Annotated in this window: 28 protein-coding genes and 1 pseudogene; 13 read left to right on the top strand and 16 right to left on the bottom strand. The window is 63.9% G+C overall.

The window, feature by feature from the left end:
• Positions 1-29 precede the first annotated feature (29 nt).
• Positions 30-530, top strand: a complete 501-nt coding sequence (msrB, locus tag ACVJGD_RS12995) for a peptide-methionine (R)-S-oxide reductase MsrB (protein WP_456634703.1) — start codon at positions 30-32, stop codon at positions 528-530.
• Between the two features lie 77 nt (positions 531-607).
• Here msrB and flbT read toward each other — a convergent pair whose 3' ends face one another.
• Positions 608-1,039 carry a flagellar biosynthesis repressor FlbT gene (flbT, locus tag ACVJGD_RS12990; protein ID WP_456634702.1) on the bottom strand — a complete coding sequence of 144 codons (432 nt, stop codon included), beginning with the start codon at positions 1,037-1,039 and terminating at the stop codon, positions 608-610.
• A 364-nt stretch (positions 1,040-1,403) separates the two neighbouring features.
• On the opposite strand from flbT, the pseudogene ACVJGD_RS12985 reads away from it, so the two are divergent.
• The 3 genes and pseudogenes from ACVJGD_RS12985 to ACVJGD_RS12975 all read left to right on the top strand — a co-directional run bounded on the left by ACVJGD_RS12985 (position 1,404) and on the right by ACVJGD_RS12975 (position 5,343).
• Positions 1,404-4,383 (top strand): annotated as a pseudogene (locus ACVJGD_RS12985) (flagellin N-terminal helical domain-containing protein).
• A 210-nt stretch (positions 4,384-4,593) separates the two neighbouring features.
• Complete coding sequence (gene flaF, locus ACVJGD_RS12980; RefSeq protein WP_027579975.1) at positions 4,594-4,959, top strand: flagellar biosynthesis regulator FlaF; 366 nt, start codon at positions 4,594-4,596, stop codon at positions 4,957-4,959.
• Between the two features lie 18 nt (positions 4,960-4,977).
• On the top strand, positions 4,978-5,343 hold the full coding sequence (locus ACVJGD_RS12975; protein ID WP_456634701.1) for a hypothetical protein: 366 nt from the start codon (positions 4,978-4,980) through the stop codon (positions 5,341-5,343).
• Positions 5,344-5,346: 3 nt separating this feature from the next.
• On the opposite strand, the gene ACVJGD_RS12970 is transcribed toward ACVJGD_RS12975, so the two are convergent.
• The 4 genes from ACVJGD_RS12970 to ACVJGD_RS12955 all read right to left on the bottom strand — a co-directional run bounded on the left by ACVJGD_RS12970 (position 5,347) and on the right by ACVJGD_RS12955 (position 7,864).
• The gene (locus ACVJGD_RS12970; RefSeq protein ID WP_456634700.1) at positions 5,347-5,712 is read right to left on the bottom strand and encodes a flagellar protein FlaG; all 366 of its coding nucleotides are present in this window, start codon (positions 5,710-5,712) and stop codon (positions 5,347-5,349) included.
• A 158-nt stretch (positions 5,713-5,870) separates the two neighbouring features.
• Entirely contained in the window at positions 5,871-6,368 is a 498-nt protein-coding gene (locus tag ACVJGD_RS12965; RefSeq protein ID WP_456634699.1) for a hypothetical protein, read from the bottom strand.
• Positions 6,369-6,389: 21 nt separating this feature from the next.
• Entirely contained in the window at positions 6,390-6,740 is a 351-nt protein-coding gene (gene flgJ, locus ACVJGD_RS12960; RefSeq protein WP_456634698.1) for a flagellar assembly peptidoglycan hydrolase FlgJ, read from the bottom strand.
• Positions 6,740-7,864 (bottom strand): flagellar basal body P-ring protein FlgI, encoded by a 1,125-nt coding sequence (locus tag ACVJGD_RS12955; protein WP_456634697.1) that lies wholly within the window; start codon positions 7,862-7,864, stop codon positions 6,740-6,742. Before ACVJGD_RS12955 ends, flgJ begins: the two co-directional genes overlap by 1 nt.
• A 270-nt stretch (positions 7,865-8,134) precedes the next feature.
• On the opposite strand from ACVJGD_RS12955, the gene ACVJGD_RS12950 reads away from it, so the two are divergent.
• The 3 genes from ACVJGD_RS12950 (at position 8,135) to ACVJGD_RS12940 (ending at position 10,283) form a co-directional block, all read left to right on the top strand.
• Positions 8,135-8,548: a flagellar assembly protein FliX gene (locus ACVJGD_RS12950; protein WP_456640245.1), complete on the top strand. Its 414-nt coding sequence runs from the start codon at positions 8,135-8,137 to the stop codon at positions 8,546-8,548.
• 328 nt (positions 8,549-8,876) lie between these two features.
• Complete coding sequence (dksA, locus tag ACVJGD_RS12945; protein WP_196237262.1) at positions 8,877-9,242, top strand: RNA polymerase-binding protein DksA; 366 nt, start codon at positions 8,877-8,879, stop codon at positions 9,240-9,242.
• A 231-nt stretch (positions 9,243-9,473) separates the two neighbouring features.
• Positions 9,474-10,283, top strand: a complete 810-nt coding sequence (locus ACVJGD_RS12940) for a phytanoyl-CoA dioxygenase (protein WP_456634696.1) — start codon at positions 9,474-9,476, stop codon at positions 10,281-10,283.
• A 21-nt stretch (positions 10,284-10,304) separates the two neighbouring features.
• Here the strand turns inward: ACVJGD_RS12940 and ACVJGD_RS12935 are convergent, their stop codons facing one another.
• Positions 10,305-10,733, bottom strand: a complete 429-nt coding sequence (locus tag ACVJGD_RS12935; protein WP_456634695.1) for a winged helix-turn-helix transcriptional regulator — start codon at positions 10,731-10,733, stop codon at positions 10,305-10,307.
• A 96-nt stretch (positions 10,734-10,829) separates the two neighbouring features.
• Between ACVJGD_RS12935 and ACVJGD_RS12930 the strand changes: the two genes are divergently transcribed.
• Entirely contained in the window at positions 10,830-11,858 is a 1,029-nt protein-coding gene (locus ACVJGD_RS12930; RefSeq protein ID WP_456634694.1) for an SDR family oxidoreductase, read from the top strand.
• A 78-nt stretch (positions 11,859-11,936) separates the two neighbouring features.
• Complete coding sequence (locus ACVJGD_RS12925; protein WP_456634693.1) at positions 11,937-12,722, top strand: 2-keto-4-pentenoate hydratase; 786 nt, start codon at positions 11,937-11,939, stop codon at positions 12,720-12,722.
• A 912-nt stretch (positions 12,723-13,634) separates the two neighbouring features.
• Here the strand turns inward: ACVJGD_RS12925 and ACVJGD_RS12920 are convergent.
• The 8 genes from ACVJGD_RS12920 to flgF form a co-directional block, all read right to left on the bottom strand.
• Positions 13,635-13,982: a hypothetical protein gene (locus tag ACVJGD_RS12920; protein ID WP_456634692.1), complete on the bottom strand. Its 348-nt coding sequence runs from the start codon at positions 13,980-13,982 to the stop codon at positions 13,635-13,637.
• Between the two features lie 250 nt (positions 13,983-14,232).
• A complete protein-coding gene (locus tag ACVJGD_RS12915) occupies positions 14,233-14,661 on the bottom strand; it encodes a hypothetical protein (RefSeq protein ID WP_456634691.1) in 429 nt (142 codons plus the stop codon).
• A 247-nt stretch (positions 14,662-14,908) separates the two neighbouring features.
• The gene (locus tag ACVJGD_RS12910; protein WP_028163567.1) at positions 14,909-15,124 is read right to left on the bottom strand and encodes a hypothetical protein; all 216 of its coding nucleotides are present in this window, start codon (positions 15,122-15,124) and stop codon (positions 14,909-14,911) included.
• A 181-nt stretch (positions 15,125-15,305) separates the two neighbouring features.
• Positions 15,306-16,880 (bottom strand): hypothetical protein, encoded by a 1,575-nt coding sequence (locus ACVJGD_RS12905; RefSeq protein ID WP_456634690.1) that lies wholly within the window; start codon positions 16,878-16,880, stop codon positions 15,306-15,308.
• Between the two features lie 477 nt (positions 16,881-17,357).
• Positions 17,358-18,110: a flagellar basal body L-ring protein FlgH gene (flgH, locus tag ACVJGD_RS12900; RefSeq protein WP_456634689.1), complete on the bottom strand. Its 753-nt coding sequence runs from the start codon at positions 18,108-18,110 to the stop codon at positions 17,358-17,360.
• 5 nt (positions 18,111-18,115) lie between these two features.
• Complete coding sequence (gene flgA, locus ACVJGD_RS12895; protein ID WP_456634688.1) at positions 18,116-19,180, bottom strand: flagellar basal body P-ring formation chaperone FlgA; 1,065 nt, start codon at positions 19,178-19,180, stop codon at positions 18,116-18,118.
• Between the two features lie 12 nt (positions 19,181-19,192).
• A complete protein-coding gene (gene flgG, locus ACVJGD_RS12890; protein ID WP_028163563.1) occupies positions 19,193-19,981 on the bottom strand; it encodes a flagellar basal-body rod protein FlgG in 789 nt (262 codons plus the stop codon).
• Positions 19,982-19,997: 16 nt separating this feature from the next.
• Positions 19,998-20,762 (bottom strand): flagellar basal-body rod protein FlgF, encoded by a 765-nt coding sequence (gene flgF / locus ACVJGD_RS12885; RefSeq protein WP_456634687.1) that lies wholly within the window; start codon positions 20,760-20,762, stop codon positions 19,998-20,000.
• Positions 20,763-21,146: 384 nt separating this feature from the next.
• On the opposite strand from flgF, the gene fliL reads away from it, so the two are divergent.
• Genes fliL through ACVJGD_RS12865 form a run of 4 tightly spaced genes read left to right on the top strand, consistent with a single transcriptional unit; the run spans position 21,147 to position 24,070 of the window.
• Positions 21,147-21,641 (top strand): flagellar basal body-associated protein FliL, encoded by a 495-nt coding sequence (gene fliL / locus ACVJGD_RS12880; RefSeq protein WP_456634686.1) that lies wholly within the window; start codon positions 21,147-21,149, stop codon positions 21,639-21,641.
• Positions 21,642-21,643: 2 nt separating this feature from the next.
• A complete protein-coding gene (fliM, locus tag ACVJGD_RS12875) occupies positions 21,644-22,840 on the top strand; it encodes a flagellar motor switch protein FliM (RefSeq protein WP_456634685.1) in 1,197 nt (398 codons plus the stop codon).
• Position 22,841: 1 nt separating this feature from the next.
• Positions 22,842-23,297: a DUF6468 domain-containing protein gene (locus tag ACVJGD_RS12870; protein ID WP_456634684.1), complete on the top strand. Its 456-nt coding sequence runs from the start codon at positions 22,842-22,844 to the stop codon at positions 23,295-23,297.
• Positions 23,294-24,070, top strand: a complete 777-nt coding sequence (locus ACVJGD_RS12865) for a MotE family protein (protein ID WP_456634683.1) — start codon at positions 23,294-23,296, stop codon at positions 24,068-24,070. Before ACVJGD_RS12870 ends, ACVJGD_RS12865 begins: the two co-directional genes overlap by 4 nt.
• Positions 24,071-24,102: 32 nt before the next feature.
• Here ACVJGD_RS12865 and ACVJGD_RS12860 read toward each other — a convergent pair whose 3' ends face one another.
• Both ACVJGD_RS12860 and ACVJGD_RS12855 read right to left on the bottom strand, forming a co-directional pair.
• Positions 24,103-24,624 carry a DUF1269 domain-containing protein gene (locus tag ACVJGD_RS12860; RefSeq protein ID WP_456634682.1) on the bottom strand — a complete coding sequence of 174 codons (522 nt, stop codon included), beginning with the start codon at positions 24,622-24,624 and terminating at the stop codon, positions 24,103-24,105.
• 172 nt (positions 24,625-24,796) lie between these two features.
• Positions 24,797-25,051 carry a DUF3551 domain-containing protein gene (locus ACVJGD_RS12855; RefSeq protein WP_456634681.1) on the bottom strand — a complete coding sequence of 85 codons (255 nt, stop codon included), beginning with the start codon at positions 25,049-25,051 and terminating at the stop codon, positions 24,797-24,799.
• Positions 25,052-25,097 lie beyond the last annotated feature (46 nt).

Raw genomic sequence — 25,097 nt, 5'->3', positions numbered from 1 at the left:
AATCGTCATCCGCCTCCACGGAGACCATCATGATTGACCGCCGTTTCCTGCTCGCTTCCGTCGCCGGCCTGTTCAGCTTCGCCGCCTTCCGCTGGCTGCGCGGCTCACCGGCAAAGGCTGCCGAGAAATTCGAGATCGAGAAGACCGACGCCGAGTGGCGCGCGCAGCTCACGCCGCAGCAGTACGAGATCCTGCGCAAGCAGGGCACGGAGCGGCCCTGGTCGAGCCCGCTGTTGAAGGAACATCGCAAGGGCATCTTCGCCTGCGCGGGCTGCGACCTGCCGCTATTCTCCTCCGACACCAAGTTCGAGAGCGGTACCGGCTGGCCGAGTTTCTATCAGCCGCTCGAAAACGCCGTCGGCACCACCCAAGATCGCACCTTTGGCATGGTGCGCACGGAGGTGCATTGCCGGCGTTGTGGCGGCCATCTCGGCCACGTCTTCGACGACGGTCCGAAGCCGACAGGTCTACGCTACTGCATGGATGGTTTTGCGCTGGTCTTTCACCCGGCAGCCCCCTCGGCCACCTGAATTTCTCACGCAAGATCGAATGAGCACAAAAAAGGCCTCCCTTTCGGAGGCCTTTTTCCTCGATCGTGCTGATCGCCTCACGCGGACTTGCGGTCGTCCTCCTGAACGGGGGCGTCGATCTTCCTTGCGCTTTGCAGCAGGGCCTCTTCGTGTGCGATCAGCTTCTTCGACTCCTTCAGCGCGTGATAGAGATCGCCGTTGAGGATGTGGTTGTTGATGTTTTCGATGAATGGCCAGCCGCTTGGCATAGCCGTGATGATGTCGCGCACCAGGCTGAAATAGGTCGGATGGTGCGCCATCGGGTCGGGCGAGAGATACATTAGCTGCACCGCGAGATAGACCAGCTTGGCCGGCGTATCAGCCGTCTCCGGCGTCAGGATGTCCTTCTCGCGCAGGATCGGGATCTTGTCGCCGTCGATCAGCAGGCGGGCGCGCTGATCGGTGTTGGTGACCACGCAGGAGCCGATAATGATCCGCTCGTTCGGCTTCAGCTCGACCTTCAATGCCATTCCATTCTCCTTTGCCGCCATTCCCGCGCGATGCGTCGTTGCGACGAAATCGAATCATGTCTGGCTCGCACCCGCCGTTAAGACCGATGGCGGCCGATCGCGCTGCAATCCTTTCCGATCATGGTTAACGGTTGGTAAATGCCGTTTCTGCTCGGCTCGCCCTTCTGTCCGAAAGTACGGCTAATTCAGTAGTATTTCGGAGCATCTCCATCGTTACGTAGTACTTTCATGCTGCTGCGATGGCCTGAAATGCCGCCGAGAAGATTCATTTTTTCTTAGAGGGTTGGTTCCAAGGTGAGCCGTCGTCCGATCAAAAACGATTGGAACCGACTTGTTCCTGTTTCACACCAGAAAGGTATGAAAAATGTCCGGCATTGTTCTTTCGGCATCGGTCCGCCAGAACCTCCTCTCGCTGCAGTCGACTGCAGATCTGCTCGCCACCACCCAAAGCCGCCTTTCCACGGGCAAGAAGGTCAACTCGGCCCTCGATAACCCGACCAACTTCTTCACCGCCACCTCGCTGGACAACCGCGCCAGCGACATCAACAACCTGCTCGATGGTATCGGCAACGGTGTGCAGGTGCTTCAGGCCGCCAACACCGGCATCACCTCGCTGCAGAAGCTGGTCGACAGCGCCAAGTCGGTCGCGACCCAGGCTTTGCAGTCGACCATTGGTTATTCCTCCAAGGCCAATTTCAGCGTGAGCATCAACGGCGCCACCGCCGACAACCTGCTCGGCAATGGCCCGCCCGCCGACACGACCTTCACCGGTGTGGCCGCGACCAACAACCAGTTGACGAACTATAGCGCCTCGACCGGTATCGGCGCCGCGATCACCGCCACGACGACGATCGGCACCGACGCCACTTACGTCGGCACTGCGGCGACTGCCGATACGGCAGTTTATGCCAACAACACCAAGATCGGCACCGCGCTCAAGACTGGCGCCTCCAACGCAGCCGCCGCGGGAACGACGCTGCTCTCCGCTTTGACGGACGGTGCCGGCAACGCCGCCGCGCCGCAAAACGGCGATAGCTTCACCGTCAACGGCAAGACGATCGCGTTCGTCACAAGCGGCGCTGCGAGCGCTGACGGCAGCGGCAACTGGACCATCGGTTTGGACCAGAACGTCAATGCCCTGCTCACCGCGATCGACACCATCACCGGTGCGAGCGGAGCCAACGCGTCCTCGATCGATGCGACTACGGGCGCACTCAACATCAGCACCGGTCTGACCACGGACCTTGTCATTGTCGACGGCACGGGCTCGCCGCTTACCGAGCTCGGCCTCAGTCCCGGTACGACGGTCCGCAGCAGCACGCCGAGCACGGCGACGCTGAGCGGCGCGACGCTGCTGGGCGGAACGCCTGCCATCGGCACCTCGGTGCTCCAGACGGCGTTCCAGTCCGGCGACCAACTCACGGTCAACGGCAAGACGATCACGTTCGGCCTCAGTGGCGGCTTGAGCGGCTCCGGCACTTCCTACTCCCTGGGCATCAACTCCTCGGTCACTGACCTGCTCGACGCGATCGACACGCTCAGCGGCGCGAAGGCCAATGGCCAGACGTCAACGATCTCGGGCGGTGTCATCACGCTGCACACCGGCAACACCCCGCTCTCGATCACGAGCACCCGCGGCGGGTGCACTTACGGCGCTCGGGCTCCCCGCGGCGGGCGTGAGCCAGAATCCGACCGCCGGCAGCACGACGCCTGCCACACCCGATGCGACCACGCGGCTTGGTGGTCCCGCCGTTCCCGGCGGCAAGCCGACCCTCGACCTGGCCATCACTGCAACCGACTACCTGGTCGTCAACAACAAGACGATCACGTTCCACAGTGGCGGCACCACCACGGGTTCGATCGCCGGCAACGACCTCTCGATCAGCCTCTCCAGCGGCACGCTGGGCGACCTGCTGACCGCGATCGGCCAGGCCACCGGCGGCACGGCCTCCATCGACGCCACCGGCAAGATCAACCTGACGAGCAGCACTGGTGCGGATATCACCCTCGGCGGCAGCGGCAGCGGCAACGGCAGCATCCTGCACAAGCTCGGTCTCGACAGCATCACGGTCAATGGTGCTGCGACCCCGACCGCTCCCACCGCAGGCGTCAACACCATCGCTCGCACGGCGCCGCCGTCGCCGCTGATCACGGGAAGCACGTTGCTCTCCGGCGCTGCTTCGTCGAGCAGCGATGCGCTGTCCACGGCCTTCCAGATTGGCGACAAGATCACGGTCAATGGCACGGACATCCAGTTCACCGCGGCCGGGACCACCAACGACGCCACTCACATCGCGATCGACAGCAACGTCTCGGCCTTGCTCAGTGCAATCGATACGGCAACTGGCAACACCGGCGGCTCCGCCGTCGCGTCGAACGTTGATGCCCTCGGCAAGGTGCAGTTGCACACGGGGGCTGCGGCGGACCTGATGATCACGGCGAACGGCAACGCCGCCCTTGCGCTTCAGGCGCTCGGCCTCGGCACGGCGAGCGGCAGCGGCGCCAACGCCGCCATCTCGGTCAGCCAGGCGCGCACGCCGAGCGCGTCGTCCCTGATCGGCCAGACCCTGTCGTTCGGCAGCGTCGGCGGCGGCACCGCCACCACCATCACCTTCGGTGACGGCACCGGCGGTACCGTGAAGAGCCTCAACGACCTCAACGAGAAGCTTGCGGCTGATAACCTGCAGGCCACCCTGGCTCAGAACGGCACGTTGACGATCACCACGTCGAACGACGCGGCTTCCGCCACGATCGGCACGATCGGCGGCACCTCGACGCTCGCCGGCAATCTGTTCAACGGCGTGACGATCAATGCGCCGGTGGTCGATGCGGCTTCGTCCCAGGCCCGCGATAATCTGGTGACGCAGTTCAACAACATCCTGGATCAGATCACGACCACGGCGCAGGATGCTTCGTTCAACGGCGTCAACCTGCTTACCGGCGACACGCTGAGCCTGACCTTCAATGAAACCGGATCGTCGAAGCTCGACGTGAAGGGCGTCAACTTCAACGCCGCGGGCCTCGGCCTTGCGTCGCTGGCGGCTGGCGACTTCAAGGACAACGACTCCGTGCAGAAGGTGGTGAGCGGCCTCAACAACGCCAGCAGCACACTGCGTGCCCAGGCGTCGGCCTTCGGTTCGAACCTGTCGATCGTGCAGATCCGTCAGGACTTCTCCAAGAACCTGATCAACGTGCTGCAGACCGGCTCGTCCAACCTGACGCTGGCCGACACCAACGAGGAGGCGGCCAACAGCCAGGCGCTGTCGACCCGCCAGTCGATCGCGGTGTCGGCGCTGGCGCTCGCCAACCAGAGCCAGCAGAGCGTGCTGCAGTTGCTCCGCTAAGCGTAGCCTCGCCAGATCAACAACGGCGCAAGACGGCGGGGGAAACCCCGCCGTCTTCGTTTTGGTTAAGGTGTGGCGTGGCGGCCTCCGCCGGAAAACGGACACATTTGGTAACCGCCGCTAACCATATTTAAAGGCACGGTCTGTATGAAAGTTGGGCAATTTTTGAGGTCCCGCGGTCCTGCAAACCGCTCCCACCGAGGTTCGTGAATGTCGAATGCAGCTCAGGCCTACGCACGTACGTCAACCACAACGGCATCCCCCCGTGAAATCGAAGCGCAGGCGCTGTTAAAGGCTGCACGACAGCTTCAGGAAGTCCAGGCGAACTGGAATGGGCCCGACAAGGCGATGCAGAACGCGCTGCTGTTCAATCGCCGCCTGTGGTCGATCTTCATGAGCGCGGCGCAGGCCAATGACAATCCGCAGCCGCTCGAAGTGCGCCAGAACATCACCAATATCGGCGTGTTCGTGATGAAGCAGACGGTCGAGATGCAGATCAATCCGGATCCGGCGAAGCTGAAGTCGCTGATCGACATCAACTGCAACCTCGCCGCCGGCCTCGCCGGTCGCGGCTAGGCAAGCGGAGCGGCTGGGATGGCCGACATGATGAGCATCCTGGCGGCCAACTATAAGGCCGTCGGGCTGAACGTTCCCTCCAAGACGCCCTATGTGGCTGTCGATCCCGAGCTCTACGAGGGGAGCTGGACCGGCAAATACGCCAACAACAAGTCGTTCAAGATCCAGGTCACGAACGTCACGGGCTTCCGCGCCAAGGTGCACTACCAGAGCGAGGGCACCAGCAAGTACCAGGAGGTCCTGATCAAGGATCAGTCGTTCCGGGTCGGCGATACCAAGTTCACGCTGACCTCGATCGGCACGGCGCTGATCAAGAATGTCGTAAACGATCCTGCGACCGGGGCGACCTATCTCGACCAGGCTTACGCGAGCCGTCAGGGTTGAGCGTCAGGCCCTGCGGTCGGTGGCGCCGAGACGCGTCGGCGCTTCCTTCGTGAGGTCGAGCGCGCGGAAATAGGCGCGGCGGCGCAGCACCGCCTCTTCGGGAAACTGCCTCACCACCTGGCTCGTGCGGTTGTCGACGACCTGGTAGACGACGGAAGCGGCGTCGCGATCGATAATGACCTGGTTGGAAACGGAGGCGTTGACGACATTGGAATTGATGCCGGCGCGCGCGCCTGCGTCCGCCGCGGTGACGCTCCGGCTCGGCGGCAGCTCGGTTTGGACGGCATTCTGCGCCGCCTCGCTGACGGGGGCGGTGATCGGCGCCGCAACCGGCACCCCGACCGGCTTGATGCTGAAATCTGTACTCATTGCAGCCTCCTAGTGCCTGCGCACTAGCTAATGCTTCGAGTCAAATCCCAACCCTCCATAAACCGCAACTATAGGCCACACCTCTCAATAGGTTGTTAGGGAACGCGCTGAACGCCGCGCTTACGCTTGCGCGACAATTTTAATGAAGTCGCCCGAGTTTAAAGCGACCGGCTGACCGCGAGCGGCGTGATGTGGCGCGGTCCGGGTGCGGCGCGCCGGCCGGCCGCGGTGTAGGTGTTCGGCATGTTGCGGCGCTGGATCTCGCTGTTGACGCCGCGCACGATGCCCTCGGACACCGCATGCGCAGTGGCGAGAACGGTGAGGTTGACCTGCAGCATGGCGCGGAAGGTGTCGTGATGGCGGCGCAGCGCGTTCAAGAGATCGGGGACCACCTGTGACAGCACCTTCTGCGCGGCCTTCACATTCTCGACCGCGACCACGTAGCGGCGCGACAATTCCGATTTCTGTGATTCCAGCATCATCGCCTCCCGCACCTTGCCGGCGCGAACCAGTTCGGTCTCGCGCTCGACGATGCCGAGCAGTGCGCTCATCACGTCCATCAGATCTTCCGCGAGCTTACGGATTTCGGCGGGTGTCGCGGTTGCGGATTTGGCGGGCTGCGCCGGCGCCGGCCGCGGTTGAAGACGCTGGTTCATCTTGTGCGGTTCTCCTCGAATTTAGCTGGCGCCGCCAGCCTGCTGCAGGATCAGCGTGCGGAACACTTCGTTGGAAATGCCGACGCCGCCGGATTTCGCGAACGATTTCGAATATTCTTCCGTCAGCATCGAACGCCACACGCCGGTGCCGGGCGTATCGCCGAACGGGCCTTCGCCCTTGATGCCGCTCGTCATCTGCGAAAACATCGAATTGAGGAACAGCGCCTCGAAATCCTGCGCCTTGGCGCGGGCCTTCGCCTGCATTTCCGGCGAGACCTTCGTCAGCGCGTCCGCGAGTTGCGGATCGTTGCGGCCGTTGCTGCGCGGCGCGTGGTAGGGATTGGTGATGGCGTCGACAAATCCGCTCTGCATCACATCACCTCGATGTCGGCCTGGATCGCGCCGGCAGCCTTGATCGCCTGCAGGATGCTGATCAGGTCGCGCGGGCCGATGCCTAGTCCGTTGAGGCCGTCAACGAGTTGTTGCAGCGAGACGCCGTCCTTCACGACGGCGAACTTCTTGCCGTCTTCGGTAACCTGCACATTCGAGCGCGGCGTCACCACCGTCCGTCCCTGCGACAGCGGGTTGGGCTGGCTCACTTGCGGAGTTTCGGAGATCGACACCGTGAGATTGCCTTGCGCCACCGCGACGGTGGCGACACGAACGTCGCGGCCCATCACGATGATGCCGGAGCGCTCGTCGATCACGATCTTGGCGGCAAGATCCGGATCGACCTGCAATTGCTCGATCTCGGTCAGGAAGGCGACGACGTTGCCCTTGAACTCCGGCGGGATGTTGAGCTGCACGGTCGAGGGATCGATCGGCTCGGCGGTCTTGACCCCGAGGAAATCGTTCACCGCCGCTGCGATGCGCTTGGCGGTGGTGAAGTCGGCGTTGCGCAGCGCGAGGCGGACATTGGGCAGGCGGTTGAGCGTGAACTCGATCTCGCGCTCGATGATCGCGCCGTTGGCGATGCGGCCGACGGTCGGAACGCCGCGCACGATCTTGGCGGCTTCGCCTTCGGCCTGGAACCCGGAGATCGCGAGGGTGCCTTGCGCGACCGCGTAGACATTGCCGTCGGCGCCGAGGAGGGGGGTGACGAGCAGGGTGCCGCCACGCAGGTCCTTGGCGTCGCCGAGCGCGGAGACGGTGACGTCCATCCGCGTGCCCTGGGTGCCGAAGGCGGGCAGATTGCCGGTGACCATCACGGCGGCGACGTTGCCGGTGCGGATGGTGGCGCCGCGGATGTTGACGCCCATCCGTTCCAGCATCGCCTGCAGCGATTGCTTGGTGAAGGGGATGTTGTTGAGCGTATCGCCGGTGCCGTTGAGGCCGACCACGAGGCCGTAGCCGATCAACTGATTCTGCCGCACGCCTTCGATATTGGCGAGGTCCTTGATCCGCGACGTCGCGCCGGCCGGCAAAACGGTCAGCGCGAGCGCCAGCCACGCGGCGCAGGCGGCTGCGAAATAGTGTGCCGAACGGATGCCGGGCATCCCTGTGCTCCCCTCGAGGTCTTCCATCGGACCGGCACGCCACTCCCATAGCGGGCGATCCGCCCCGTTCATTATGCGAGTGCTGTGCCATGGTGGATCTGTCGATCAAATCGTTGATATCTTGAGTGAAATTGTGTGATCGTCATTTTCGCGCAGTTTTCCGACGGAGTCGAAACTGCCGGCCGGCGGCAGATTTTGCCGGGTCGTTTACGGGCCGTTAACCATAAGGGGGCGAAGGTTCCATCCAGCACGCCCGCGGGATCATCGATGATGCGCATCTTAGGACCGAACGGCACCACGCTTGGAACGCCCGCGAACGGCACGCGGCGCAGCAGCTCGACCGGCTTTTCGCTGCCGGAACCCTCGACGGAAGCGGGCGAGGTCCGCTCCGGCGCCGCGCCGAAGGCCGCCGCCAATATCGACGCGCTGCTCGCGCTGCAGGGGGTCGAGGATCCCATGGAACGCCGCAAGCGCTCGGTCGCGCGGGGCCGCGGCGCGCTCGATGTGCTCGACGAACTCAAGATCGGCCTCCTGGCCGGCAATCTGGAAGCGGCAACGGTCGCGCGGCTGCGCGATGCCGCCGCCAGCCTGAAATCCTCGTCCGGCGATCCCGGCCTCGATGCCGTCCTGTCCGAGATCGAGCTTCGCGTCGAAGTCGAGCTCGCCAAGGCAGGGCAGGCCTAAGGCCGGTTGCCTCGACAGCGATTCGCCTGGGTCTGGTCGGCGCGGATTTAATTCCCGTCCGCTCAGCAAAAAGGGCTGATCCGGCCCCTTCATTCCCGGGCCTGTTGGCGGCAGACGAACTGGCGGGCTGGTCCCGGATCACCGGGGCCAACTTGCCTGTGCAAGGGGGCGGAAATGGCGGTTTGGAGCGGCTGCGCCGATATTGTCTGTCACATGAGGTAGCTATATAAGGCGCCGCGCGGATCACCCGTTTCCGTCCGCCTGACAGGGACATGGACTGCCTTTGGAAAAGCTGAAGAACTACCGGCCTTCTGAAAAAGAGCCTTTCATGAACGAGCGTCAGCGCGATTATTTCCGCGCCAAGCTGCTGGCCTGGAAGGATGAGATCCTCCGCGAATCGAAGCTCACGCTGCAGACCTTGCAGGAAGAGAACGTCAACCACCCCGACCTTGCCGACCGTGCCTCCTCCGAGACCGACCGTGCGATCGAGCTGCGCGCCCGCGACCGCCAGCGCAAGCTGATCTCCAAGATCGATGCCGCACTGCAGCGCATCGAGGACAACACCTACGGCTATTGCGAGGAGACCGGCGAGCCGATCTCCCTCAAGCGGCTCGAGGCTCGTCCGATCGCAACGCTCTCGGTCGAGGCCCAGGAGCGCCACGAGAAGCGCGAAAAAGTCTATCGCGACGAGTAGGGTTGGGTTCGCGGCGGTCCCATTGAAACCGCCATCTGGCGGGGGTAGTTTCGCGCCGACATGATGAAATCCATTCTCAACATCGCTTCGGTCTTCTTGCTGGGTCGCTGACCCCGGGGGCGCTGACCCCGGCCGCCGCTGCTTGCGGCATTCCACCCGACCGATTGAGCCGGACCGTCGCTGCATGGCGCAGCGCAATGACGTCTGGCGACTGCTTGAGAGATCATCATCATGACCGACCACGAACGCGCGCGTACGCTCAGCGACGCGCAAATTGCCCAATTCATCGAACACGGCTTCGTCAGGATCGACGACGCTTTTCCCCGTGAGCTTGCGGAGGAGGCGCGCGCCATCCTGTGGCGCGACTTGCCGTGCCGGCAGCACGAGCCGGCCACATGGATACGCCCGGTAGTGCGACTGGGCTTCTATGGCCAGCCACCGTTCCGGCAGGCGATCAACACGCCGCTCCTGCACGCCGCGCTCGACCAGATCGTCGGGAGAGGCCGCTGGTGGCCGCGACAGGATATCGGCACCTTTCCGGTGCGCTTTCCGCACCCCGACGATCCCGGCGACGCCGGCTGGCACGTCGACCTCAGCTTCCCCGGCGAGGATTGCGATCCGCACAAGCAGTGGGATTTCTCGGCCTGGCGCGTCAATGTCACCTCGCGCGGGCGCGCCTTGCTGATGCTGTTCCTGTTCTCCGACGTCGGCGAGCAGGATGCGCCGACGCGCATCAGGGTCGGCTCGCACCAGCCGATGTCGCGCTATCTCGCACCCGCGGGCGAGGCCGGCCGCGCCCGCATGGTGCTGGACGAGATGGGCGCCGATTGTCCGGTTGCGCTCGCGACCGGGGCGGCCGGCACGGTCTATCTCTGCCATCCCTTTTTGGTGCACGCCGCGCAACGGCATCGGGGCACGACGCCACGCTTCATGGCACAGCCGGCGCTGCCGTTGGCGGAGCCCTATCGGCTCGACCGTCCCGACGGCGCCTATTCGCCGGTCGAGATCGCGATCCGGCGGGCGCTGGGAATGACCGGGTAGGGTAAAGCTGCGAAGCGACATTCAGGCGAGTTCGGCTCCGAGTGTCGCTTCGCGCGCGGCCGCGGGACCGCGCGAGCCATAGGTCTTCGACCAGACCAGCAATTCCCGGAACGCCGGCAGCAGGCCGTAAGCGGCATCAGTCAATTCGTATTCCACCCGCAGCGGCTTTTCGGCAAGCACGGTGCGAAGAACCAGGCCGTCGCGTTCAAGCTCGCGCAGCTGCGCGGTCAGCATGTGCTGGGTGATGCCGTCGAGCGAGCGGCGCAGGGCGCCGAAGCGAACCGCCCCGTTCATCAGCGAAAAAAGAATCTCGAGTTTCCATTTGCCGCCGAGCGCGTGAATGGCGTGCTTGAAATCGTCGAGCAGTGCGGGGTCGGGCGCGCAGCCTCCGCATTCGGTGGAATCGCGGGGCGACATGGTATTGTTTTCCATACCGGTCTCGAATTTCATCCTACTTGTCCTCTCGCAGATAGTGGCCCAGATGCGGATATTGCAGGCCGGCGAAGCGAATTTCCGAGGCCGAAGGTTGAAGAAAGGCTTCATCGGATGAGCACCGTTTTGGTTACGGGTGGATCGGGCTTCATCGGGGTGCACACCATCCTGCAGTTGCTGGTCGAGGGTCACCAGGTGCGCACCACGGTGCGCCGGCTGGAGCGCGATAAGGACGTGCTCGCGATGCTGCATCAGGGCCATGCGCCTTCGCCTGAGAGCGTGTCGTTCTTCGCTGCCGATCTTACCGCGGATGCCGGCTGGCGCGAGGCGGTGGCGGGTTGCGATTACGTGCTGCATGTCGCCTCTCCCCTCAGCAGCAACGTGCCGAGGGACGAGAACGAGATGATCATTCCGGCGCGCGACGGAACCCTGCGGGTGCTGCGGGCCGCGCGCGATGCCGGCGTCAAGCGCGTCGTGGTGACGTCCTCGATGGGAGCGATCGGCTACGGCCATCCGCCGCAGGCACAGCCGTTCGACGAGACGAGCTGGACCAACCTCCATGGCAACGATGTGTTCGCCTACGTCAAGTCGAAGACGCTCGCCGAGCGCGCGGCCTGGGATTTCATCGCGAAAGAGGGCGACGGGCTGGAGCTTTCCGTCGTCAATCCCGTCGGCGTGTTCGGGCCGGTTCTGGGGCCGGATTTCTCCGGCTCGATCGACATCATCAAGATGCTGCTCAACGGCGCGATGCCGGCGGTGCCGCGGATTTATTTCGCGGTGGTCGACGTGCGCGACGTGGCTGACCTGCATCTGCGCGCGATGACCTCGCCCGCGGCGCGTGGCGAGCGCTTCATCGCAGTTGCCGGAGATCCGATGTCGATGCTCGATATCGCAAATCTCCTGCGGCGCGAGCTTGGTTCCGCCGCGTGGCGGGTGCCGCGCTTCCAGGCGCCGGACTGGGTGGTGCGTCTGGCCGCAATGGGCGTCCCCGTGCTGCGCTATGCCGTGCCGATGCTCGGCAAGGTCCGTCGCTCCACCAGCGCGAAGGCCCGCGAAAAGCTCAATTGGACGCCGCGCGGCGATGACGAGGCGATCCTTGCCACCGCCGAGAGCCTGATCAGGCTCGGCCTCGTCAAGGCGTGAGGGCGAATGTGACGCGCTTGTCAAGCGCGCGCTGCGGTGCTGAATTGCCATCTCGACAACGCAACGTGGGAGGTGGCCATGGACAGGATCGCAGCGGCCGCAAAGGCCATCGCCACCGCTCGCCGTAACCGCGCGCCGCTGGCGGCGCTGCCGGTGGACCTCGTGCCGGCCGATGAGGAGGAGGGCTATCAGGTCCAGCGCGCGGTGCATGACCTGCTGCTGCCGAAGGTCGGCGCGCTCGTCGGCTACAAGATCGGCTGCACCAGCGCGGTGATGCAGGAATATCTCGGGATCCACCATCCTTGCGGCGGCGGCGTGTTCGAGAAGGGCGTGCATGAGAGCGGCGCCGAGCTCAAGATGGCTGACTATGTCCGTGTCGGCGTCGAATGCGAGATCGCGGTGAAGCTGGCGCGGGATCTGGCGCCGAGCGAGGCGCCGTTCACCGCCGAATGGGTGGCGGAGGCGGTCGCGGTCTATCATCCCGCGATCGAGATCGTCGACGACCGCTATGTGAAATGGGAGGCGATGGGCGCGCCGACGCTCATCGCTGACGACTTCTTCGCCGCCGGCTGCGTGCTGGGCACCGCAGTGCCGCGCATCACTGCGCCCGATCTGCACGACGTCAAGGGCCGCGCTCTCATCAATGGCGAGGAGGCGGCGAGCGGCACGGGCGCCGACGTGCTCGGCCATCCCCATCACGCGCTCGCCTGGCTCGCCAACCATCTCGCCGCCGAAGGCAAGGGCCTGCACGCCGGGCAGGTCGTGCTGACGGGCAGTCTGGTGAAGACGATATGGCTCAATGCCGGCGACAGCGTCGTGATGGAGCTCGCGGGACTGGGCAAGGTGAAGGCCAAGTTCACGTGATGCGTGGTAGATAGGTTCGCGCACGCGTCCTCTCGCGGTGGTCCCCGCGAAGGCGGGGACCCATAACCACAGGCAGTTGTTGTGGCGCGAGCAAGCGGTTGCAGCGGAGCAGATCACAGGGGCTTGTGGTTATGGGTCCCCGGGTCCCGGCTACGCCAAGGGGCTTCGCCGCGGCGCGCAAGCCCGGGACGACGTGGGGTGAGGTGCTGATTCAAATATCAAACAGCGTGAGGATGTGAGTTCGCGTTCTCGCGGCATGGATTGCCCGAGCTTTGCATCTCGTTTCACCCTCTGAAGATAAGAGGGCGCAGGGAAAGCCGGGTGCCGGTTGCACCCATGGGCCCCGTGCAACAAAAAGCACGGGGGTAGGACCACAGGTCAACCGGAGCAACACCGGCTTTCCCTGCGCAGTGGTTTACGGCTTACTTCGTGCTCTTCCCGGTGACCGGGCTTTCTTGCCACCGTCACTCTGCGGATACTGGATCCACAGAACTTAGCGCCAGCGTCGGGGCGCCAGAACCACACGACTTCGCCGTCCGTGATGCGCATGCTCGTCAGTCACATGCATCGCGTCCACCGCATCCCACCGCAACGTTCGTGACGATCGCGAGCCGCCCCTCATCCGCCGTGAGACGCGCGGAGTTAAATCACTGATTTGCCCGACGGCGAAAGCGGAATATTTTTTGCGCGAGGGATGGACATACTTTTGGTGATTTGCCCGTCGGGTTGTTATGTCGCACCCAAAGTAGCCGTCATTCCGGGGCATCGCGAAGCGATGAGCCCGGAATCCATTGAGCCGCAAGCGCTAACGGAGAAATGGATTCCGGGTTCGCGCTGCGCGCGCCCCGGAATGACGGAGGAAGCGGTAACTTCTTTCGTCGCATCGGGAATGATGGAAGAAGTTGCGGCTCGCTACGCCGAGACGTCGATGAGCTGGCCTTTCTTGTCCGCGTTCTTGTGGAATTCCTGCTCGAGGAGGTCCTTGATCTTCTGCTCCACGGCCTGGCGCTGTTGCGGCGTCATGTTTTGCAGGTCGGCTTCGGTCAGCCCCATGCTCTTCAGGATGTTCGCGCGCATCCGATCGAGCGGGTTCATGTGGGCGTATTTGAGAAACTCCTCCTCGATATCGTTGCCGAGGGACGTTTCTTGAGCGGATTGAGTGGAAGCTTGATCCTCAGTGCTCGAGACGTTCTTCGAGGCTGTGTTCTTCGTGCTCGCGGTAACAAGGCTATAGGAGGAGATCGTCGTCGATATCTGCACGTCGCACCCCATTCGTGACGAGATGCAAAAGGCAATCGGTGTGCCACCATGTGCGCCAGTTATTTCAACGGGATAGCGTCGTCGTCAGGACAGTGCGACGGCGGATGGGCAAGTTCTGCCCGGCGGAGATTTCCTGCTCGCGTGAATTGTCGCAACGATTGGCCGCCGGCGCGACACGCGTTCATCGAACGGCATGCGTGCCACCAGCGCCATCTCGGCCATCACGAGATGAACGGCAGGGCAGGCTCACTCAGCCAACCACGAACGGCTTGGCTGGACGATAGCGGTCGGTCTGGCTTTGCGGCAGCCTGGTCACGCCGGGGCGGGTCGGAAAATGTTTGCCGCGCTCCGGCTGTGGCTCGGGGCTCGGAAACAGCGTGGCCTCGAAATGCACGCCCGGCGCTTGCTCCGCGGTGCCAGAGCACACCGCGGTTGCGCCCTTGCAGACCCCGGTCAGCTTTGCCTCGACCTCATCGACACCGAACACGGTGGTCGGGCCTTCGGCGTAGCGCTTGGTCGTCAGCGTCGCAGTGAACCTGTCTTCGTCGATCTCGTAAGTGCCGCTATAGGTGAACATGCAATCGCGGCCCGAGATCCTGCCATTTGCAAGATAGACGATCCCGGTGCCTTCGCCGTGCGGCGTCCGAAACCATACGGCATATTCGCCATCCCTGATCATCGAACACACCCGTAACGAGAGAATTTGCGTTGCGCACTACCTAGAGCGCGATGCCGCCAACTTCCAGCGAGCCAGGGCGCGAAGGTTAACGGGGCGTGAAAGGCCGCGCGTAAAACCGGGGCCATGCCTGGCCCACACGTGGGTGAGATCGCTTCCAGGAAACTGCTCCTGATCGGAGGAGCGGCACGCCTCACGCGTCACGCTCTCATGCTTCGCGCTCTACGCTTCGTGCTCTATGCTTCGTTCTCTATGCTTCGTTCTTGGGCGTATATTTGCCCATGACGCATTTGTAGCTCTTCAACTTCCACTCGTGATACGGCCCCTTGGAGAGCCAGTCGGCGATACCGATTTGCGCATTTACACTGCAGGCGGCCATGGTGATGCCAGATTGCTCACTGTTGGTGACGACTTTTTCAAGACAAAGCGGGCCATTACAGAGGATAGCGACGAGCGTAACAAGCATTTTGACCTTCGGTTGATTGGGGAATACCCGGTTAGATTGGTTTATGCAGGGTTCATGCCAGCGGTTGGACTTGCGTGATCACATCTCTTCGAAACGTGATCTGGGCCAGCCTTGGTCTGACCTACTGTACGTAGTTTCCCGGGGTATGCGTCCGATGCAAACGTGCTCGGCGTTTCCGGCGCTAGCTGCAGGCGGGATTCGCCGCGTCCGGGACTGAGAGAAATGTGATGCTGGCGGGAGGCAGGTCGATGCGTGGCGTCGCGATCGGCTCGCCTTGCAGCACGGGCAATTCATCATCCGCAGCGAGCTTCAGCTCGCGGCCGTTCAGGCGCACGCGCGTGTCGGTGAGATTGGCTGCGGTCAGCGTGTAACGCTTTGCCGACCCGGAGAATGTGAGCGACCGCGACGCCATCCGATCGGTGTTGATGGCAAGCAGCGCGACGCCGCCTGACTTGTCCCGCAGGCAGTGCGCGTAGAGATATAATCGCGGCGCTGCCACCGATGCGGCGTCGAGGACGGTCGTCCCCATCAGTTTTCGCCACAGCAATGCCGCCCAGTAATTCGGGCGCGGCGTGAAGTCTTTTTCTTCCAGGAGGCCGTAGTCGCTGGCGGCAAGCGTGTTGTGCATGACGACCTGCACCTGGTGTTTGGCCATGCGCCCGAGCGTGTCGAGATAGCGAAAGCTGTCGAGGAAGGTCGAGCTCCAGGGATTGCCGCCGCAGGCGGCATCCGCGGTTTCCGTGATCCATAGCGGCTTCCCGGGCGCGAACCGGTCGCGCAAGTTTGCGTAGAAGGAGGCCGCGTGGTCGATACCCGACAACCAGTCTTGCGAAAGCGCGTTGCTGTCGCGCGCCGCCGCCGACGGCACTGCCTTGCTGCAACGTGGCGAGAGCGCACCGTAATAGTGGAATGAGATCGCATCGAACACGGGGCCTGTTGCCGCCAAGAGCTTCTCACTGCCGAGCGCATCACTCGATCCGCCTGCGCTCACGGTGCCCGGGCCAAGCAGCATCGTCTCTGGCGCCGCACGCTTGAGGAATGGCGCGAACACGGCGATGTCGTGTCCGAAGCTCGCCGCGTCATAGCCGGCCGGCGCGCCGCCCATGACGGCGAGGTCGGGCTCGTTCATGAATTCGGCGGCGGCGATCTTGCCGCCGAGTGAACGCGTCGCCGCGATCAGCTTTTCCGCCTGCGCCGGCGTCCAGACGCCGCTGGCGTCGCGTGTGCCGGCGCCTGTTGCAAAGGAGGTGACGAGCCTTGCATCCACCGCACGCGCGAAGTCGATCACGCCTTTCCATTGACGGCGTGTCAGCACGCCGTTGAAGCCTGAAGGCGGCGATCGCGCGCTGTCATCGGTGTCGTCGAAATAGGTGGTGTTGGCCCAGGTGCCGCTCGCGCGCAGATAGGCCGGCCCCAGCGCCGCGGCGAGCTTGCGCAGGCGCGGATTGGCGAGGTCGATCGGCTTCCGGTGGGCGTACATCGCCGGATCCCTGCCGGCGGGGATGCCATTCGCTTTCGACGAAGGTTTGCGCCGATCGGCATAGGGACGCCAGAAATGACCGCCGGTCACCTCGACCATCTCGACATTGTAGGATTGAAAGCGCTCGTCGATCGAACCAATGCGCGCCATGGCCGCGGGCGCGAGCACGACGCTCGGATCGGCGGGTGCCGCTTCAGGCCAGCACGAGATGGCCAGCGCGAGGCCGACCGAAAAGCTTCGCAGCAGGTAAGGCCGAATGCTCGCTCTGCTTGGCATGCTGCAATCCTATACCAAACCGCGATGAGATGAGGTCGGACTTGCATCCGCGATGGAAGCTGCACTCCCTCTCCCGCTTGCGGGAGAGGGCTGGGGTGAGGGCTTTCTCCACGGTGGGATTCTTCGTGTGGAGAGAGCCCTCACCCGGCGCTATGCCATAGCCGAAGCTCCGCTTCGGCGTTCCTTAAGAACGGCCGCCGAAAGGCGGCCTACGCCTCTCCCGCAAGCGGGAGAGGTGAAGTGACGCGCTGCCAGAAAAAGCCGCGACCCTCGCCAGGGGAGCTAGCGAGGGCCGCGTTGGGACACTTCATTGCGCCTAGGTTCGCAATGAGGTGTGGGAGCTCGTTAAAGGAGAGGCTGCGCGCTGTGGCCTGATCCCCTCCCTGACCCTCCCCTTGAAGAAAGGGGAGGGAAGAAGTCTTTTTATTTGAGCTTGATCTTTTCGGAAAACCGATTCCCACTTTTCCGGATCATGCTCTAGAACGGCAGCAGCACGTCCATCACCTGCTGACCGTAGCGGGGCTGCTGGACGTCGGTGATCTGGCCGCGGCCGCCATAGGCGATGCGGGCCTGCGCGATCTTGCTCGAATCGATGGTGTTGTCGCTCTGGATGTCCTCGGGCCGCACGATGCCCGCGACGATCAGTTCGCGGATCTCGAAATTGACGCGGATCTCCTGCTTGCCCTCGACCACGAGGTTGCCGTTCGGCAGCACCTGCGTGACGACCGCGGCGACGTTGGTCTGCAACGCTTCCTGGCGGTTCACCGAACCCTTGCCGTCGCTGGAGGAGGTCGAGTCCGTGGTGAGGATTTTGCCCGGCAGAACCTTTAGCGGCTGCGTAACCGTCTGGGAGCCGAGGAAGTCAGTGATACCAGAATCTTCCTTGGCGGTGCGGCTGCGCTGGGTCTCATTGGCGATGTTGGCCCTGTCGGTGAAATTGACCGTGACCGTCAGCAGGTCGCCGACGCGCGCGGCGCGCTGGTCCTTGAAGAAGGCTCTGGAGCCGTTGCGCCACAGCGAGTTCGGGCTGTAGGAGGCCACTTCCGGCTTCGGCATCGGCATCTGCACCGGCTTGTAGCCGGGCTGCGTGGTCGGATTCTCGATCGCGGTCAGCTTCGGCTGTTCGCCGATCTGGGAGAGGCGATCGATCGAGGAGCAGCCGCTCGCGAAGATACCGAGCGCGAACAGCGCGCCGGTGAGAACGAGGCGGTTGATACGGTAAGCGGACATCACGGTTACTCGGCTTTCGGGGCGACTGAACTGACGTTGGCGACGGCGACGGGGCTCGCCTGCTCGGCGGGCGCGAGCGAGGCGGTGGGTTCAAGGGCAGGGGCTGCGCGCGGCGGGGTGATCGTGACCTGGCCGCGGCCGGAGACGACGCCGGAGACGACGCGCTTGGACTGCAGGTTCATCACGCTGACGGCGTCGCCCTCGGTGCCGCCGTCCAGCGCTTTGCCGCGGATCGTGAGATAGAGCCCGGCGGCCTGATAGATCAGCGTCACGCTCTGGTCGCGGGTGACGAGATCGGGCCTGGCGAGATCGGCGGTCTTCAGCGCCTGTCCGGCGCGGAGCTGGCGACGGGCCTGCATGCCGACCACATTGTCGCGGACGGCGAGATCGCTGCCGACCTCGGCCTTCGGGCGGCGCTCGACCAGCACGTCCGAATGCTTGAGCACTTCGCCGCGCTCGACACTGCGCGCCAGCACGGCAGCCTCGACGGTTTCGATCGCGGTGCCGGTGAAGCGCAGCCTGGTCGGCGCGGCGCCGGTCTCGTTCGCGATCTCGAAAGTGATGTCGAAGCGGTTGTTGCGCGGATCGTAGCGGAGGGCGACCGGCTGCAGATTGCCGGAATTGGTGGCTTCGAGGCGGATGTCGCCGACGTCGCGATCGAAGTTGATGGTGAGATTGGCGGCCTCGCCCAGACCATTGCGGCGCTCCAGCGTGCGGGCCACCGCAAGCTCGATCTCCTGCCGCTCGATCGCGCGCGCCGCGCGCGTCACTGAAATCTCCTTCAGATCGCGGGTGTCGACGCCGATCACCTGATGGGTGCGCAGCGTGGCGAGCACCTGCGCCACCGGCAGCGTGCCTGTGGTGCCGAGATCGGGCGCGCGGTAGATCGGCGTTGCGCCGAAGCTGCCGGCATTGTCGACGAGATCGCCGATGCGGACGATGTCGCTTGTGACCGTGACGTTGGCGCGCAGCGTCGGCGGCGCGATGATGTCGCTGCGGCTCTGCGCGATGGCATGGGAGATGGAAGCCGGAAAGAGCAGCGCGGCGAGAAGGAGCGAGCGGGCGAACATGGTCACTCTCCCTCAGCGGAACAGGTTGGACGTGGATTGCAGCATCTGGTCGGCGGCGCTGATCACCTTGGCGTTCATCTCATAGGCGCGCTGGGCTGCGATCAGGTCGGAGATTTCCGAGACCACCTCGACATTGGCCTGTTCGAGGTTGGACTGCTGCATGTCGCCGAACCCGTCGGTGTTGGCGATGCCGTCCTGCGGCGTGCCGGAGGCCGGCGTGTCGACGAACAGATTGTCGCCGATCGGCTGCAGGCCGGCCTTGTTGATGAAGCGCGTCAGCCCGATCTGGCCGACCAGCGTCGGCGTGGTCGAGCCCGGCAGCATCACGGTGAGCTGGCCCTGCGCGTTGATCGTGATCTGCGAGGAGTTCTGCGGGATGGTGATGGTCGGCTGCACCGGGTTGCCCTGCGCGTTAACAACGCGTCCCTGCTGGTCCATCATGAACGAGCCGTCGCGGGTGTAGGTGTAGGTGCCGTCGGGCATCTGGATCTTGAAGAAGCCTTCGCCGCGGATCGCGATGTCGAGGTCGTTGCCGGTCGGCGACAGCGTGCCCTGGCTCATCAGGCGCGGCGTGCCGACGGTCTTGACGCCGCCGCCGAGATCGATGCCGACCGGCAGGATGGTGCCCTGGTCGGAGGCCTGCGAGCCGACGCGGCGCACATGGTCGTAGATCAGGTCCTGGAACGCGGCGCGCTGCTTCTTGTAGCCGGTGGTGCGCAGGTTCGCGATGTTGTTGGAGATCACCTGAACGTTGAGTTCCTGTGCCGCCATGCCAGTCGCTGCAGTGTAGAGAGCACGCATCAGTCAAACTCCTCTATCAGGCGGGCACGTCGGCGAGCTTGTCGATCGCCGACTTGTGCAGGTCGCTCTGCTGCTGCAGCAGTGACGAGATCTGGGTGTAGGTCCGCGTGATCTCGATCATGCGGCTCATCTCGGTGACGGAATTGACGTTGGACTTCTCGACGAAGCCCTGGCGCAGCCGCGAGGCGGTGTCGGGCGCGGCCGGGTTGCCTTCGCCGGCCGAATAGAGGTTGCTGCCTTCCTTCAGGAGCTGCTGCGGCTGCGCGAAATTGACCACGCGCAGCTTGCCGCGGATGGAGTCGATGCGGCCGGTGCCCTCGAGCACGCTGACGTAGCCGTCGGCGGCGATGTTGATGTCCTTGTCGGTCTGCTGGAACACGATCGGGCCGGCATTGCCGAGCACGGGATAGCCGGACTGGGTGACGAGCTGGCCCTGGTTGTTGACCGTCAGGTTGCCGTCGCGGGTGTAGCGCTCGCCCTCGGGCGTCTGCACCACCAGGAAGCCCGAGCCGTCGATCGCGACGTCGAGCGGGTTCTTGGTCTCCTGCGTCGGTCCTTGCGAGAAGTCGTGAAAGGTGGCGCGGTCGTTGACGAAGGAGACGCGGCGGTCGGAGGGGGCAAAATTGTCCTCATGCGCGCCGGACCTCAGGAATTCCTGGAACAGCGAGCGGTCGGCCTTGTAGCCGTTCGTCGTGATGTTCGCGATGTTGTTGGCGACGACATCCATCTGCCTTTCCAGCACAACCTGCCGCGATAGTCCGACCAGAAGCGTATTCTGCATCGGCGGTTCTCCCCTTCGTGGACGGTCCGCAGAAAGAGGCTCTCCCAAACCTCCTGCCCCGGACCTTGCGAACCTTCGGGCTCTCCCAAACCCGCCGGCTCGCAACTGTCTTCAGCGAAAGCCGTGCCAAGTCGGAAAGCGATGATTTTTTAGGGGGTTAGGTGTCCAGCCCGGGGGCGGAGAGGGCGGCAGAAAGGTCTTGTTGACCATGTTTGCCCGGCAGTTTTTTCCTAGTTGAGGCGCAATCGAAAGAAACCGTTAACCATTCTTACCCTAGCGTTGCACCGTTACAGAGCGCGTGTGCGCTGGCGGCATTGGTATTGCGTCTTAAAAGGCTTGGCTGGGGCAATCGCGTTCGTTTCCGGTTTTTGGGGCGGGCGGGCGATGGCGGACGAGGACAAGGCGGAGGGCGGCGCCGAGGGCGAGGCCGCAGCTTCGAAGAAGGGTAAGCTCAAGCTGATCATCGCTGCCGCAGGCTTCCTCGCCATCCTTGGCGGGGGCGCCGGCTGGTTCTTCTTCATGCGCGGCGGCCATGGCGAGGAGGTGCACGCCGAAGCGCCGCCGCCGAAGCCGCCGGCCTTCGTCGAAGTGCCCGACATGCTCGTCAACCTCGTCGGCGCGCCCGGCGAGCGCATCCAGTATCTGAAGGTCAAGCTGGTGCTGGAGGTGAAGGAGGAGAAGCAGGTCGAGGCGATCAAGCCGTCGCTGCCGCGCGTCACCGACCTGTTCCAGACCTACTTGCGCGAGCTGCGCGCAAGCGATCTCAACGGCTCGGCCGGGCTGTTCCGCCTCAAGGAAGAACTCACCAAGCGCGTCAACGCGGCGCTGTCGCCCAACCAGGTGAACGCGGTGCTGTTCAAGGAAGTCGTGGTTCAGTAGCGATGGCCGGCAACGACCAGATGGACCAGGATGCGATCGCCGCCCAGTGGGAGGCATCGCTCGATTCCGAGGATCCCGAGGCGGCGGCGGAAGAAGCTGCGAAGAACGAATTGTCGGAGAGCATGGCGCTGCAATGGGCGGCAATGGTCGAGGACGGCAGCCGTGACTTCGGCACCAAGAACGGCGGCGAGCGGGTCCTCTCGCAGGAAGAGATCGACAACCTCCTTGGCTTCACCGTCGGCGACGTCAATCTCGACGACCATTCCGGCATCCGCGCCATCATCGATTCCGCGATGGTGTCGTATGAACGCCTGCCGATGCTGGAAATCGTGTTCGACCGCCTGGTGCGGTTGATGACGACATCCCTGCGCAATTTCACCTCCGACAACGTTGAAGTCTCGCTCGATCGCATCACCTCGGTGCGCTTCGGCGACTACATGAACTCGATCCCGCTGCCCGCGGTGCTCAGCGTGTTCAAGGCGGAGGAGTGGGAGAATTTCGGACTTGCCACCGTCGATTCCAGCCTGATCTATTCGATGATCGACGTGCTGCTCGGCGGCCGCAGGGGCCAGACCTCGCTGCGCATCGAGGGCCGCCCCTACACCACGATCGAGACCAACCTGGTGAAGCGGCTGATCGAGGTCGTGCTGACCGATGCCGAGCAGGCGTTCCGGCCGCTGTCGCCGGTGAAATTCACCATCGACCGCCTCGAGACCAATCCGCGCTTTGCCGCGATCAGCCGTCCCGCCAACGCCGCGATCCTGGTGCGCCTGCGCATCGACATGGAGGACCGCGGCGGCAACATCGAATTGCTGCTGCCTTATGCGACCATCGAACCGATCCGCAACGTGCTGTTGCAGATGTTCATGGGCGAAAAGTTCGGCCGCGATCCGATCTGGGAAGGCCACTTCGCGACCGAAGTGGCGCAGGCCGAGATATCGGTCGAGGCCGTGCTCTATGAGGCCGACATTCCGCTGAAGCACCTGATGAAGCTGAAGGTCGGCGACACGCTGCCGCTCGACATCCGCGCGGACTCGCTGGTGTCGGTGCGCTGCGGCAACGTCACCCTGACCGAGGGCCGCATGGGCCGCGTCGGCGACCGCGTCGCGATCCGCGTCAGCAAGAATCTGCGCAAGCCGAATACCACCTTCGCGATGTTCGAAAAGGCCGACGAGCAGACCAAGATGATGGAGGCATAGTTTGAATCATTCCCTCGGAATTGCGATTGAAAGCCTGGTCGCGGTGCTGTTGATGCTGACGATCGGCTACTGCATGCTGCTCAACAAGCGCCTGCAGCGGCTGAAGGCCGACGAGCACTCGCTGAAGGCCACCATCGCCGAACTGATCACCGCGACCGAGATCGCCGAGCGCGCGATCGGCGGGCTCAAGCACACAGTGCGCGACGTCAACGAGAATCTCGGCAGCCAGCTCACGGCGGCGACGCAGATGTCTGCGCATCTGAAGAGCCAGCTCTCCGAAGCCGACGCCATGATCCGCCGGCTGTCGAGGATCGTGCAGGCGGGGCGGCCGGTGACGGAATCTGCGCCCGCTGCAGCCCCCGCACCAGCAGCGCCGAAGATGTCGCCGGCCAAGGCGGTGGCGGCGGCGGCTGAAGCCTTCACCGAGCGCAGAAAGGCTGGCGGTCTGGCCGCATGAGCGCGTTCCGCGACATCCGTGTCATCCCGGTCGTGCTGGTCGCGATCTTCGGCCTCGTGGTGCTGAAGGTCGCGGGCCTCGTGCTCGATGGCGGCTATGTGTTCGACTATAATCCGCAGTCGACCAAGCCGTCATGGGCGCAGGAGATGCTGAATTTCCCGGGCGGAAAGAACAAGGGAGATCCGAACGACATCACCGGCTCCGTGCACGGCCCCGAGGAGAAAAAGAAGGAAGAGCCGCCGGCAGCGACCGATCCGCCGCCGCAGCCGGATGGCGTTGTGGTGAATCCGAATCTGCCGCCGCAGATCTCGGCCTCCGAGCGCGCGATCCTGGAACGGCTGCAGGCGCGCCGGCAGGAACTGGATGCCCGTGCGCGCGAGATCGAGATCCGCGAAAGCCTGCTGAAGGCGGCCGAGAAGCGCATCGAGATGAAGGTGGAGGAGGCCAAGGCCAGCGACGCCAGGACCAGCGCCGCCGCGGCACAGAAGGCGGAGGCCGACGCCGCGCGCTTCAAGGGCATCGTCACGATGTATGAGGGCATGAAGCCGAAGGACGCCGCAAAGGTGTTCGACCGGCTGGAAATGGGCGTGCTCTACGAGATCGCCTCGCAGATTCAGCCGCGCAAGATGGCCGACATCCTCGGCCTGATGCAGCCGGAAGCGGCCGAGCGGCTCACCGTCGAGCTCGCCCGCCGCGCCAGTCCCGACAAGCTGCAGCCCGCCGCCGACCTGCCCAAGATCGAGGGCAAGATGCTCGCGCCGAAGCCGAACTGACGGCTTCGACGCATCGCTTGCAGCAGTACTAACTAAGCAGCCGGTGCAGGTGGGGGAGGAACAGCCGCTTGCGCGCCGGCCAGCGCCGCCCGCAACGCCTCTTCCTTGGTGTGGTCGAGAGACGTCTTCAGCACGGTGCCGCCTTCGCCCTTGAGACCTTCAAGCACTTTGTCTCCGGTCACCCTGCGTGCCAGCACGAAGAGGGCCGCAGTTCCGGGCTGAATGGCTTCAGCGGTCTGCTTCATCCATTTGTCGTCGATACCCACATCGGTCAGATATCCGCCGAGCGTGCCGCCGGCGGCGCCAAGCGCTGCTCCTGCCAGCGGCATCAGGAAGATCAGGCCGATCAGGGTGCCCCAGAAAGCGCCGCCGACAGCGCCGGCCGCCGTGGTGTTCACGAGCTGGTTCAGCTTTATCCGGCCTTCGGCATCCTTTACCGCGATCACCGCATCGCCCAGTTCGAGCAGGTACTCCTTCTGCATGGCCAGCAATTTCTGACGAACCTCTTCCGCCTTCGCCTCGGTTGGAAATGCGATCACGACAAGATCACTCATTTGCAGTTCTCCTTTATGGCCGCCTGACTTTATTCCGTCTCTATGACCATCCGAATGCAAAGCAAATGGCACGCGCCCGCCATTGATTTGCATCAACCACGGCGAGTGGAGCGTAGCACGTTGTTCAATCTGTGGCTTCGCCCGTTTGTCTCAAACGCAACGGGGAACCTGCCTACCGCCGACGGGTCCTGGCTGGCGCTTTCGTGTTCGGGCCCGCGAAATACGGATTGGCGAAGCATTCGGCAGCGCGGCCGGACGCCGACGCTTTGCACTGAGCCATCGATGTATAGCCGCACCCGATTGCAGGGCCGTCAATGCTGAAGACCTGCATGCAGATCGGGTAACGCGGATCATAGGTCTGCGCCTTGGCAGGCAGCGCCGCCAGCATTGCGCCGATCACCAGGATCGCCTGACCCGTTGGGCGCATCGGAATCTCCCCAAATCCGGCAAATCAAAATCATCCCTAATGTTGA

The sequence above is a fragment of the Bradyrhizobium sp. USDA 10063 genome (genome assembly GCF_054063735.1).
This window is presented reverse-complemented; position numbering and strand designations above follow the sequence as displayed.